Origin of the sequence: Lacrimispora xylanisolvens (genome assembly GCF_002934545.1) — a bacterium.
Classification (GTDB): domain Bacteria; phylum Bacillota; class Clostridia; order Lachnospirales; family Lachnospiraceae; genus Lacrimispora; species Lacrimispora xylanisolvens.
Map to the genome: position 1 here is coordinate 131,242 of NZ_PTJA01000013.1, position 12,801 is coordinate 144,042.

The window sequence follows — 12,801 nt, forward strand, 5'->3', positions numbered from 1 at the left end:
TTGGAAAATAGGGCGAAACGCCTGAATGGGAGACAAAAAAGGCAGACTGCCTTATGACTTCTGTTTTACTATAGCACAGACAAAAGGACTCTGCAAGTTTTTCCTGACAAAGACGGATACGGACCGCCTTTAAAACAAGAACAGTCCGTATCCATTTTCTATAGCAGCAGCTGCTCTACATCAAGCATTCCCCACCCCTGCTGGTTCATGGGGAGCCCGGCATCCACAGCCCGTTCTCTTAACATTAATTTTACATCCCGGTTGCTCATATAGGGATATTTCTGCAGCAACAGTGCAATGGCTCCGGATACCAGGGGAGTGGACATGGAAGTCCCGCTTTTTGTCTGATACTGCCCTGGTTCATTGGAACAACTTATGATCCCGGCTCCGGGAGCAATAATTTCCGGCTTACAGATACATGCACCGGTAGGTCCTCTGCCGGAATAGTCAATCATCCGGTTTCCCATCACATTCACCTCTTTGTAATCATCGGAACACCCTACCGTTATCACTTTCCGGCTGATTCCCGGCGTTGTAATGGTATTGGTTCCAGGTCCCATGTTTCCTGCTGCAACACATACCACAAGACCGTCATCCCAGGCCGCATTCACCCCTCTTACCAGTACGGAATTTTCCGTCATGCCTTTTCTTGAAAAGGAACCAACCGATATATTTACAATCCTGATTCCATACCTCTCTTTGTTGTCACGGATCCACTTCAGTCCGGAAAGCACATCCGAAGCATATCCATTTCCTTTTTTGTCCAATACTTTCAGCATAATAATGTGGCACTCCGGAGCAACACCCATATAGAGGCCATTGGAGGCTCTGCCATCCCCTGCTATTATTCCGGATATATGAGTACCATGGCCATTGTCATCGTATGGTTCCCGCCTGCGGTGAACAATGTCCACAAAAGCTGCCAATCTATGTTCAAGATCCTCATGAAGGTAAATTCCCGTATCAAGAACTGCAACACCAATTCCGCGACCGGTCAGTCCCATGCGAAGGGCACTGTCACAGTGTATTACTTCTCTTACCTGATTCACAGTCCGCTACCTGATTCCTTTTTTTATTAAGATATTCCGGTACGCTTCCCATGGTTTCTTTTCCATCTAAAATACAGGTGGAATTTTACATTTGTATTTTTTCATGTGCATCTCTCAGTCGGTTTCCTTTGCTTCCTGGCGATGATGATACTTAACTTCTCCTCACGGAGGAATTTTCTATAACAAAAAAACTACCAGCAAATTGCTGATAGTTCGTAATTTTCTTTAAGTTATAAACATAATTATAAAACATAATAATATGGACAAATATCCTCAAAATGGCCATCTTTCATGTAAAATCCACCAGGAATTGTCCCAAGCTGTTTAAAACCAAGCCGTTCATATAAATGCCTTGCATGGGTATTCGTTGAAACTACAGCATTAAATTGCATAATTCTGAATCCATGCTGTTTGGCTTTAATAAGACAATCTGTTACTAACGCTTCACCAATATGCATTCCTCGGCTCTCAGAGCTTACCGCATAACTGGCATTGCAAATATGACCACATCTTCCCACATTGTTGGGATGAAGAATATATAGACCGTATATCTTGCCGCTTTCGCTATCTACTGCCACAGAGCAATATGTTTGTGATTTAAAAAAGGCATAGCCTGTTTCCCAGGTTAACAAAGCCTCCTGAGGAAAAGCAACTCCCTCCTCAACAACTTCATTCCATATGTGAATCATGAAATTAACATCATCTACCGTATATTCTCTTGTCTGAATCTTCAACTGAAAACATCCCTTCTTTTGAAATTTGATGTGCTTTTTTAATTCTTATCAATAGAATATCACCCTGCTTACCAACTATCAATATTAAATTCTAACTGCTGTACCCCTAAACAGTAAGGGAAACGAAGATGCCCCTGCTGGACAGGTAAAGCCAGGTAAATACTGATTCTAACAGCAATTCCATCTCATCTGATTTTTATGCAGATCATTAAAGTTAAGAAAATCTTCATAATCTATTCAAACAATATACAAACTTTTCAAGAAGCGGTGTGTTATACTAAACACATAAGAAATGCACAACGTAACAATTATCCTTTCACCCTTTTTGAAAATCCGAAAATCCTAAGAAAAGTCCCCTGTGTCATAGACACAGGGATTTTTCTGTGTAAAAGAGAAGATCCCGAATGCAATTATTCATACTTAATATTTTTAAGCACATCAAAGCAATCAAAAGTTGCAAAATAATCTTTTGGAGTCTCTGCCCTGCGAATCAGCTCTACAGACCCATCCTCTTTGAGAAGCAGCTCTGCAGATTTTAATTTACCGTTGTAATTATATCCCATGGCATACCCGTGAGCACCGGTATCATGAATAAAAAGCAGGTCACCCCTGGATATCTCCGGCAGCATGCGGTCAATGGCAAACTTATCATTATTCTCACAAAGCGAACCCACAACATCATACTTATGGCTGCAGGGAGCATCCTCTTTCCCCATAACCGTTATGTGATGGTAGGCACCATACATGGCAGGTCTCATAAGATTTACTGCACAGGCATCTACGCCCACATACTCTTTGTGTGTATGTTTTTCATGAATGGCTCTGGTAACCAATGCGCCGTACGGTCCTAACATAAACCGTCCAAGCTCCGTATAGATTGCCACATCCCCCATTCCTTCCGGAACAAGTACTTCTTCATAAACCTTTCTTACTCCCTCACCAATTGCCAGAATATCGTTGGGTTCCTGACCCGGACGGTAAGGAATACCGATTCCGCCGGAAAGATTGATAAAAGTAACCTCTGCTCCTGTTTCCTTTTTTAGCTTTACTGCAAGCTCAAAAAGAACTTTTGCAAGAAGGGGATAATATTCCGTAGTCACCGTATTGCTTGCCAGAAATGCATGAATTCCGAATTTCTTTGCTCCCTTACTCTTCAAAATCCGAAATGCCTCAAAGATCTGCTCTGTCGTCATACCATACTTGGCATCTCCGGGATTATCCATAATATCATTGCTGATCTTAAATATTCCGCCCGGATTATAACGGCAGCTGATGGTTTCCGGAATATGGCCAATGGCTTTTTCCAGAAAATCAATATGAGTAATGTCATCCAGATTGATAATTCCTCCGATCCGGTCTGCAAACTGAAATTCCTCTGCAGGCGTATCATTGGAGGAAAACATAATGTCGGAACCGGAAAATCCGATGGCGTCAGACATCATAAGCTCCGTCATAGAGGAACAGTCAGCCCCGCATCCATACTCTTTTAATATATTTAAAATAAATGGATTGGGAGTTGCCTTCACCGCAAAATATTCCCGGTATCCCTTATTCCAGGAAAATGCTTCTTTTAATTTCTTTGCATTCTCCCTGATGCCCTTTTCATCGTATAAATGGAAGGGAGTTGGATATTCATTCACAATTTCTTCTAATTGTTCTCTGGTTACAAATGGTCTTTTCTCCATTATTTTCCTCTCCTCTCATAACGTTACCATATGCAGAAAAGAGCCATCTCCGGCACATCTGCTGGTAAGCTACATTGTACCGGGGATAGACTCTTTTGTCTACACTTTTTTGTAATAATGTAAGAAGTCATTAATCGACTGTCACAACACGCATGATATTGGTATGAGCTGCAGGCTCATGCTTTCTTGCAGGACTTACTACACCTGCGGTTACAACCACTATGTCATTCTCTTTAATAATGGATCTTGCCTTTAACAGTTCCAGAGAAGAATAGATTAACACGTCAGTTGACTCGGCACGTCTTGCCTGGAATGGTATAACGCCCCAGTACAGCTGCATCTGGCGAAGAGCTGTTGCGCTTGGAGATAAACCGATGATTAAGCTTTCCGGTCTCCATTTGGATAACAGTCTTGTGGTGAAACCAGTGATACTTGGAGCTACAATCACTTTCGCTCCCAGGTCATGAGCGGTGGATACGGAAGAGTAGCATACTGCATTGGATACATTCTGTGTATTCACTGCAGATACCTTACGCTGTCTGTATCCGGTGTAATCCAGATGCTTTTCTGTTTCTTCCACGATGGAAGCCATCATGGAAAGAGCCTCTACCGGATATTTACCCATTGCAGTTTCACCAGAAAGCATAACTGCATCCGTTCCGTCATAAACAGCATTGGCAACGTCAGTTACTTCTGCTCTGGTTGGACGTGGATTACGGATCATGGAATCTAACATCTGTGTTGCAGTAATAACCGGTTTGCATGCCTCATTACATTTCTGGATAATTCTCTTCTGAATAAACGGAACTTCCTGAGCAGGAATCTCAACACCCATATCACCACGGGCAACCATGATTCCATCACTGACTTCAATGATTTCATCCAGGTTTTCAATCCCTTCGGCATTCTCAATTTTTGCGATAACTGCAATATCAGAGCCATGGGCATCCAGAATATCCTTAATTTCACGTACAGCTGCTGCCGTACGTACAAAGGAAGCTGCAATAAAATCAAAGCCCTGTTCGATACCGAAACAGATATCAGCTTTGTCCTTATCAGTAAGAGCCGGAAGTTTAATCTTTACATTTGGAACATTAACTCCCTTTCTCTCTCCCAGTTCGCCGCCGTTTACAATTCTGCAGATGATTTCGCTGCCCTTCACTTCTAAAACTTCAAGTTCAATCAGACCGTCATCAATCAGAATACGGTTTCCTGCAACTACGTCTGAATTTAAGCCGTCGTAGTTGATATGACCCTTACTCTCGTCTCCCACAATCTCTTCTGTTGTGAGAACATAGGTATCGCCTTCTTTCAAGGTTACCTTTTTACCATCTTTTAAAAGTCCGGTACGAATCTCCGGTCCTTTTGTATCAAGAAGAGCAGCGATTGGAAGGTCTAATTCCTGACGAATGCTCTTTAACATGTCAAGACGTTCTTTTTGTTCCTCATAATCACCATGTGAGAAGTTAAATCTGGCAATATCCATTCCGTGCTCAGCAAGTGATTTCATCAGTGCGCGGTCATTCGTGTTTGGTCCCATCGTGCAAATAATTTTGGTTCTCTTCATATTATCCTCCGTAGCTAGTTGGTCGTATCACCGGTTGTGGGGTTATCCGATGTTACATGTTTATGTGTATACAAATGCTCCGAACAGTATTCTAAACTGCCTTCACATTTTGAACAATACCGGAATTCCAGGTTTGGGTTATCCTTTTCGGTCCGACCGCATACGGCGCACTTGTGATGGGTTCCTCCCTGGGGCATTATTTTCATCTGACGATGAAAATTCTGCTTTCTTTTGATTTCCTTCGGATTAAACCGGTTTAAATCCCGGGTCAGAAGGAAAAACACGAAAAAGTTAATCAGCGACATAACAATCGTAACCCTGGTTGCCATATTTCCCATAATAAACTCATACAGGAAATAGATTCCATTAAACATCGCCATCCATTTGGCCTTAATGGGAATCACAAAAAACAGAAGAAATTCCAGATCAGGGAATGTCGCAGCAAATGCAAAAAACAGAGAATAATTTAAAAATTCCGTTGTCAGATAGATTCTCTGTCTGAAAAAGATGTAAACAACCAAAGCGGCTGCCACATGACCAATTACTCCCATAAAGAAGTAAACATTAAAACGGAAAGCTCCCCAGATTCTCTCTAAATTAACTCCCAGCATATAGTAAAGATACATGCCGATCAGACTTCCGAAAAGACTTCCTCCGCCCGGCGGATAAATCATAAAGGTGACAACTCTCCACACCTGACCGCTTAAAATCTTCTGTGCATCGAGTGCTAAATACTGTAAATAAAATTCCGGCGCAAAAAGCTGTAAAAACAGTCCGGTCCCATACATGCCAATAATATAGTACATAAGATTCGGAATGGCATATTTTCTGTATCTGCGTTCCAGATTATAAAAAAATTTCATGCGTTCAACCTTCCTAAGCTAAAACAAATCCTTTTTGGAAAAAATCCAGGCAACACTCAAAGTGAGAATCAGTGTAAGACCTAAAACAATCCAGAAGCCATATGGGCTGTCCGCAAACGGAACTCCCGCTGGATTCACATTCATACCATAAAAGCTTGCTACCATGGTAGGTATGGACATTACAATGGTGATAGTTGCCAGAAACTTCATGACAATGTTTAAGTTATTGGAAATAACGGAAGCAAATGCATCCATGGTTCCGCTCAGTATTCCGCTGTAGATGTTGGCCATCTCAATCGCCTGTTTGTTCTCTACGATAACATCCTCAAGAAGTTCGGTATCTTCCGGATATTTCTTAATCTTTTCATTCCTCATAAGTTTTTCTAACACGACTTCATTGGAACGTAAGGATGTGGTGAAATAAACCAGACTCTTTTCCAGTTCCAAAAGCTCAATCAGCTCCCGGTTTTTTGTGGATTTATGAAGTTTTTCTTCAACAACAGCGCTTTTCTTATCTATAACTCTTAGATACTGCAAATATAACGATGCGTTCTTATAAAGAATCTGAAGAATAAACCGGGTCTTCATGTAAGTATGAAAATCCCTGACTCGTCCATCCATAAAGGCATTTAATACCGTTGTTTCTTCCAGGCATACCGTTATGATAGCATCGTCAGTGGTGATGATTCCCATAGGTATGGTAACATACCAGTCTTTTCCGCCCCTCTCCTCAATGGTGGGGACGTCAACAAGAATCAGCGTGTAATTATTCTCTGTCTCAATACGGGAACGCTCTTCCTCATCAAGAGGAGCCCTTAAATCATCCGGATCAATACGGTAGGTATCTGCGATTTCCAGTATCTCCGTAGCTGTAGGATTGGTAAGTGCGATCCAGCACCCCGGAGAAAGCTCATCCTTTTGTTGAATCAGGCCGTCTTCTGTTTTATAAATCTGAATCATGGCTTTTCTCCCTTCTACGGAAGTATTTTGTGTATACTTTGGCGGACTTTGACTTATACATTATAGTTTCCCCGACCATTTTTGTCAAACGAAAAGCTACCTCAATTTGTGAACTTACACAAATTTTTCTAAGTTTAACATATTTTTAGCATGTCCTGGCAATTGTTTTATTTCTTATTTTATGTTAAACTGATGTCCGGTGAGTCAGCAACTTACTTTTACACTAAAGGAGGCAGGGGTTAACCCCGCACATATGAATACATACAACACTTTAGGAATCGATATCGGTTCCACAACCGTTAAGATTGCTATTTTAGATCAAAACCAACAGCTGTTGTTCGCTGATTACGAGCGGCATTTTGCAAACATACAGGAAACACTGGCAGGCCTTTTAAAGAAGGCCTTTGATCAGTTAGGGCCTATGGACCTTGTTCCGGCCATAACCGGTTCCGGCGGTCTTACACTGTCCCGTCATTTAAAGACACCATTCGTACAGGAAGTGGTGGCTGTTGCCACCTCATTAAAAGATTATGCCCCGCAGACCGACGTGGCAATCGAGCTTGGCGGAGAAGATGCTAAAATTATTTATTTCAGCGGCGGCATTGACCAGAGAATGAACGGAATCTGTGCCGGCGGCACCGGATCTTTTATTGACCAGATGGCTGCTCTTTTACAGACTGATGCCAAGGGTCTCGATGAGTATGCTGCCAATTACAAAGCGATCTATCCAATCGCTGCCCGTTGCGGCGTATTTGCCAAAACAGACATTCAGCCGCTTATTAATGAAGGAGCTACCAGAGAAGATCTGGCAGCGTCTATTTTTCAGGCAGTCGTTAACCAGACCATCAGCGGTCTGGCATGTGGTAAGCCAATCAGAGGCAATGTGGCGTTCTTAGGAGGACCACTCCACTTTCTTCCTGAGCTTCGGAAAGCGTTTATCCGCACTTTAAATCTCACCGGAGATGCAATTATCGCTCCCGAACATTCCCATCTCTTTGCTGCCATCGGCGCTGCCATGAACACAGAAGATAAGACGGATGCAAAGACCTCTCTTGAGGATATGATCTCCCGATTGTCAAATGGTATTCGGATGGAATTTGAAGTAAAGCGAATGGAGCCATTGTTTGCAGGTCAGGAAGATTTTGATGAATTTATTAACCGTCACAGCAGTCACTGTGTGAGAAAGGGAGAGTTATCTTCCTATCACGGCAAATGCTTCTTAGGAATTGATGCCGGTTCCACTACCACAAAAGTAGCCGTGGTTGGGGAAGACGGAACTCTGCTTTACAGCTTTTACAGCAGCAACAACGGATCTCCGCTGTCGACTGCAGTCCGCGCCATCAAAGAGATAAAAGAACAGATTCCTGATGACAGTCAGATTGTATGGTCTTGTTCCACCGGATATGGAGAAGCCTTATTAAAGGCTGCTTTTCTTCTTGATGAAGGAGAAGTTGAGACAATTTCCCATTACTATGCGGCTGCATTTTTTGAACCGGAAGTGGATTGCATCTTAGACATCGGCGGACAGGATATGAAGTGCATCCGCATAAAGAATAATACGGTAGACAGCGTTCAGTTAAATGAGGCTTGCTCTTCTGGCTGCGGTTCCTTTATTGAAACCTTTGCCAATTCCCTGAATTACAAAGTGGAAGATTTTGCCACGGAAGCTTTATTTGCAAAAAATCCCACTGATCTTGGAACCAGATGTACTGTTTTTATGAACTCCAATGTGAAACAGGCTCAAAAAGAAGGGGCTGAGGTTTCTGATATTTCTGCCGGACTTGCGTATTCCGTTATAAAAAACGCATTATTTAAAGTTATCAAAATAACAAGTGCCTCTGATCTGGGAAAACATGTAGTGGTTCAGGGCGGTACCTTTTATAACAATGCCGTACTTCGTAGTTTTGAAAAAATATCCGGCTGTGAAGCAGTAAGACCGGACATTGCCGGAATTATGGGCGCCTTTGGAGCTGCCTTAATTGCAAGAGAGCGTTATGACCAGTCGGCAAAGACTACAATGCTGGATCTTGACAAGATACTGGCTCTTCACTATGAAACATCCATGAGCCGGTGCAAGGGCTGTACCAACAACTGCGTTCTGACCATCAACCGGTTTGACGGCGGACGCCAGTTCATCTCCGGAAACCGCTGCGAGCGGGGACTTGGAAAAGAAAAAACAAGACGTGAGATTCCAAACCTGTTTGATTACAAAAATCACCGGATGTTTGATTACGAACCGTTAAGCGCTGATTTGGCCACACGGGGAGTCATCGGAATTCCACGGGTACTGAACTTTTATGAAAATTACCCCTTCTGGGCTGTATTTTTCCATACCTTAAAGTTCCGTACTGTACTGTCCCCACAATCCACCAGGAAGATCTATGAGCTGGGTATTGAATCCATCCCCAGTGAATCCGAGTGTTATCCGGCAAAGATCGCCCACGGTCATATAGAATGGCTGATTAAGCAGGGAGTTAAAACTATTTTTTACCCCTGTATTCCATACGAACGAAATGAAAGTCCTGATGCAGGCAATCATTTTAACTGTCCCATTGTAACCTCCTACGCAGAAAATATTAAAAATAACGTAGAAGGAATTAAAACAGAAGCCATTCGTTTCTTAAATCCATTTATGGCTTTTACCAATGAAGAAGTCTTAACAAAACGCTTAACAGAGGTCTTTACCAAAGAATTTAGCATTCCTGCATCGGAAGTTGCTGACGCTTCCCATAAGGCCTGGACAGAGCTCATGGCTTCCCGCACAGATATGGAGAAAAAAGGGGAAGAAACCTTACAGTGGTTAAAAGAAAATAACAGACACGGAATCGTACTGGCCGGCCGGCCTTACCATGTTGATCCGGAAATCAACCACGGAATTCCGGAACTGATTACCTCTTATGGTTTTGCAGTGCTGACCGAGGATTCCATCTCCCATCTTGCTGACATTGAACGCCCTCTGGTTGTAACAGACCAGTGGATGTACCATACCCGGCTTTACCGGGCTGCCAGTCTGGTGAAAAGAGAGAACAACTTAGACTTAATTCAGCTTAATTCCTTTGGATGCGGTCTGGATGCCGTCACTACAGATCAGGTTAATGATATCCTGACCGGTTCCGGCAAAATTTATACAGTACTGAAAATAGACGAGGTTAACAACTTAGGAGCTGCCAGAATCCGTGTGCGCTCTCTCATTGCCGCCTTAAAGGTACGTGACAAGCGTCACTTCGAGCACAAAGTTGTTTCCAGCGCCTATAACAGAGTGATGTTTACCAAGGAGATGAAACAGGAATATACCATCCTTTGTCCCCAGATGTCTCCTCTGCATTTTGATCTTTTACAGCCCGCTATCCGGGCATTCGGCTACCGCGTGGAAGTTCTGCAGAACGATAACCGCTCTGCCATTGATACAGGCTTAAAATACGTAAATAACGATGCCTGCTATCCTTCCCTGATTGTAGTCGGACAGATCATGGAAGCACTGCTTTCCGGCAAATACGATTTAGACAGGACTGCTGTGTTTATGAGCCAGACAGGCGGAGGCTGCCGTGCTTCCAACTATATCGGTTTTGTCCGCAGAGCCCTTGATAAGTCTGGGATGAGTCAGGTGCCTGTGATTTCAGTCAACGCAGGAAACATGGAATCCAATCCCGGCTTTACCATCTCACTGCCGCTGTTAACGAAAGCCATGCAGGCAGTGGTATACGGAGATATATTTATGAGGGTGCTGTACGCCACCCGGCCATATGAGAAGATACCTGGTTCCGCCAACTCTCTCCATGAAAAATGGAAAGAACGCTGTATTGTATCTCTCTCGAAGAAGTCCGCTGACATGATCGAGTTTTCCCGCAACATTAAGGGCATCATCAGAGATTTTGACAATCTGCCAAGAAACTCTGTGAAAAAACCAAAGGTCGGTATCGTAGGTGAGATTCTTGTGAAGTTTTCACCACTTGCCAATAACCGGATCGTAGAGCTTTTGGAAGCGGAAGGCGCTGAAGCTGTTATGCCTGATTTAATGGACTTTTTACTGTACTGCTTTTATAACACAAACTTTAAGGCAGATTTCCTTGGAGGTAAAAAATCCACTGCATTCATAGCCAATATGGGAATTTCACTTTTGGAATTCTTCCGTAAGACTGCCAAGCGGGAACTGGAAAAGAGTAAGAACTTTACCGCTCCGGCTCATATCGGAAACCTTGCTAATATGGCAAATGACTTTGTTTCCATCGGCAATCAGACCGGGGAAGGCTGGTTCTTAACCGGAGAGATGCTGGAACTGATCCATACCGGTACCAATAATATTGTGTGCACCCAGCCATTTGGCTGCCTCCCCAATCATATTGTGGGAAAAGGTGTAATCAAGGAGTTAAGAAAAGCATATCCTGACTCCAACATCATCGCAGTGGATTACGATCCAGGCGCCAGTGAAGTAAATCAGTTAAACCGGATTAAACTTATGCTTTCAACAGCACAGAAAAATCTTCTAAAAGAGCAAAATCAAACGACCGGACAGGAATAATGTTCTGTTGATACAAAATACCGGAAACCTGAGAAAAGGTTTCCGGTATTTTTTAATTATTACCCACTGCCAGCATCGCCTGAAAACAGTTATAGTTTAATCCGTGCTGTAATTCAAAGCTGAAATTTCTCATGTCCTCTTTTAGATAATTCCCCAGCTCTTCATTTCCTTCATAAGCAAAATCCATGAGTTCATCGATGTATCTCTTTAATTGTTCCTCCAGCTCTTCTCTGGTTTTTCCACTGATAAAAAGCTTAAGACGTTCCATCTCAATTGGGGAATATCCATTTAAATCAATGCTTTTACCTGCAATCCTGCAGCCTAAGACATTCCTTAACACAATCGATGCCAGATTAATGATCAGTTCTTCGTAATCACCAGAATAGGAGCTTAGTACATGCAAAATATAGTCCGCAGGCAGTTTCTGTAAAAAACTTTGTTCCAGACAGGCACTTCTTACATAGACTTCCATCAGATCCGCTCCGCACCGGGGTTCTAAGGAAACCAGCACCGGATAATCGAGAGTAAGAATATGGTTCATGGGGTAAAAGCGAGCATCATAATACAGGAAAAATTCCGGCATCCCTTTTTGAAAGGTATCATAACAGCACCGATTGCCGTAGTATTGAAACTCCTTCATCATAAGGTTATATTCCTGTTGGATTTTTTTAACCTTCTCTATGAGTATCTCATAACCCTGCCTGTAGGCAGTATCTGCAGATATGGTGGAGTGTGCCGTAACCAGATTCCTTAAGCCAGCTGCTGCATTTTCATATTCTTCTATGCAATAAATCACGGCTCCCATCAGCTGCCTCGCCTTATCATAAGAGATCGACGTACTTTCATTGCTTGTATAACGGGCTGCAAGCTTTGCCACTACAGGCAGTAACTCCTCCTGGCTATATTTCATCATCATCCTCTTCCCAGTTGTCTTGAAAACCAAATCTGGTTTTCCGTGCAAAGCCCTCCAGAGCAGTATCTTCCAGGTAATCTACGGATCCCTGACAGGGACCGTCAAACTGTTCCTTCATAAATTCAATCAGCTCATCATCCGGTATTTCATCCAGGGTATCATTTTTATACGAATAAAATATTTCCTGCAGCCGTCCAAGGGTATCCGTGTAATTATCCTGATATATATACGGGGAATCGCAAAAGGCAAAAATAAGCTTTGGAAGAATTCCTTCTCCAAATTCCACCCTTTCCTGCTTCTTTAAAATATTTGTTCTCTCTTTTAAAAGCAGTGCAGCATCTTCCTCTGATAATTTAAGACCAAATCGTCCGGTATATTCGTTTGCAGCATTTAATCTTGCAAGGGAAGTGTTGTCCTCCTGGTTCACCAACCATTTTTCATTGTCCATAATCATACTCCTTTCTGATAAATCCACAGTTTACGCCTGTTTCAGGGAAATTACAAGACTTGA

9 protein-coding genes are annotated in these 12,801 nt (G+C 42.7%); 1 reads left to right on the forward strand and 8 read right to left on the reverse strand.

Annotation, left to right across the window (positions count from 1 at the left end; all coding sequences use genetic code 11):
* Positions 1–158: 158 nt before the first annotated feature.
* The 6 genes from BXY41_RS21125 to BXY41_RS21150 form a co-directional block, all read right to left on the reverse strand.
* Positions 159–1,049, reverse strand: coding sequence for a S8 family peptidase (locus BXY41_RS21125; protein ID WP_104438865.1), 891 nt, complete (start codon positions 1,047–1,049; stop codon positions 159–161).
* A 242-nt stretch (positions 1,050–1,291) separates the two neighbouring features.
* Positions 1,292–1,783, reverse strand: a complete 492-nt coding sequence (locus tag BXY41_RS21130) for a GNAT family N-acetyltransferase (RefSeq protein ID WP_207657086.1) — start codon at positions 1,781–1,783, stop codon at positions 1,292–1,294.
* A gap of 410 nt (positions 1,784–2,193) precedes the next feature.
* Positions 2,194–3,468, reverse strand: coding sequence for a diaminopimelate decarboxylase (locus tag BXY41_RS21135; protein WP_104438866.1), 1,275 nt, complete (start codon positions 3,466–3,468; stop codon positions 2,194–2,196).
* Positions 3,469–3,598: 130 nt separating this feature from the next.
* Positions 3,599–5,035, reverse strand: a complete 1,437-nt coding sequence (gene pyk, locus BXY41_RS21140) for a pyruvate kinase (RefSeq protein ID WP_104438867.1) — start codon at positions 5,033–5,035, stop codon at positions 3,599–3,601.
* A 14-nt stretch (positions 5,036–5,049) separates the two neighbouring features.
* Positions 5,050–5,898 (reverse strand): DUF1751 domain-containing protein, encoded by an 849-nt coding sequence (locus tag BXY41_RS21145; RefSeq protein WP_104438868.1) that lies wholly within the window; start codon positions 5,896–5,898, stop codon positions 5,050–5,052.
* 18 nt (positions 5,899–5,916) lie between these two features.
* Positions 5,917–6,858, reverse strand: coding sequence for a magnesium transporter CorA family protein (locus BXY41_RS21150; protein ID WP_104438869.1), 942 nt, complete (start codon positions 6,856–6,858; stop codon positions 5,917–5,919).
* 253 nt (positions 6,859–7,111) lie between these two features.
* On the opposite strand from BXY41_RS21150, the gene BXY41_RS21155 reads away from it, so the two are divergent.
* Positions 7,112–11,377, forward strand: coding sequence for a 2-hydroxyacyl-CoA dehydratase (locus tag BXY41_RS21155; RefSeq protein ID WP_104438870.1), 4,266 nt, complete (start codon positions 7,112–7,114; stop codon positions 11,375–11,377).
* A 52-nt stretch (positions 11,378–11,429) separates the two neighbouring features.
* Here BXY41_RS21155 and BXY41_RS21160 read toward each other — a convergent pair whose 3' ends face one another.
* Positions 11,430–12,293 (reverse strand): DUF6179 domain-containing protein, encoded by an 864-nt coding sequence (locus BXY41_RS21160; RefSeq protein ID WP_170072505.1) that lies wholly within the window; start codon positions 12,291–12,293, stop codon positions 11,430–11,432.
* Positions 12,277–12,738 carry a DUF6323 family protein gene (locus BXY41_RS21165; protein WP_104438872.1) on the reverse strand — a complete coding sequence of 154 codons (462 nt, stop codon included), beginning with the start codon at positions 12,736–12,738 and terminating at the stop codon, positions 12,277–12,279. Before BXY41_RS21165 ends, BXY41_RS21160 begins: the two co-directional genes overlap by 17 nt.
* Positions 12,739–12,801: the final 63 nt, after the last annotated feature.

What these genes read in the sequence shown, in the direction of transcription:
- BXY41_RS21135 (WP_104438866.1), bottom strand. Translation starts at nt 3,468, where the DNA reads ATGGAGAAAAGACCATTTGTAACCAGAGAACAATTAGAAGAAATTGTG.
- pyk (WP_104438867.1), bottom strand. Translation starts at nt 5,035, where the DNA reads ATGAAGAGAACCAAAATTATTTGCACGATGGGACCAAACACGAATGAC.
- BXY41_RS21145 (WP_104438868.1), bottom strand. Translation starts at nt 5,898, where the DNA reads ATGAAATTTTTTTATAATCTGGAACGCAGATACAGAAAATATGCCATT.
- BXY41_RS21150 (WP_104438869.1), bottom strand. Translation starts at nt 6,858, where the DNA reads ATGATTCAGATTTATAAAACAGAAGACGGCCTGATTCAACAAAAGGAT.
- BXY41_RS21155 (WP_104438870.1), top strand. Translation starts at nt 7,112, where the DNA reads ATGAATACATACAACACTTTAGGAATCGATATCGGTTCCACAACCGTT.
- BXY41_RS21160 (WP_170072505.1), bottom strand. Translation starts at nt 12,293, where the DNA reads ATGATGATGAAATATAGCCAGGAGGAGTTACTGCCTGTAGTGGCAAAG.
- BXY41_RS21165 (WP_104438872.1), bottom strand. Translation starts at nt 12,738, where the DNA reads ATGGACAATGAAAAATGGTTGGTGAACCAGGAGGACAACACTTCCCTT.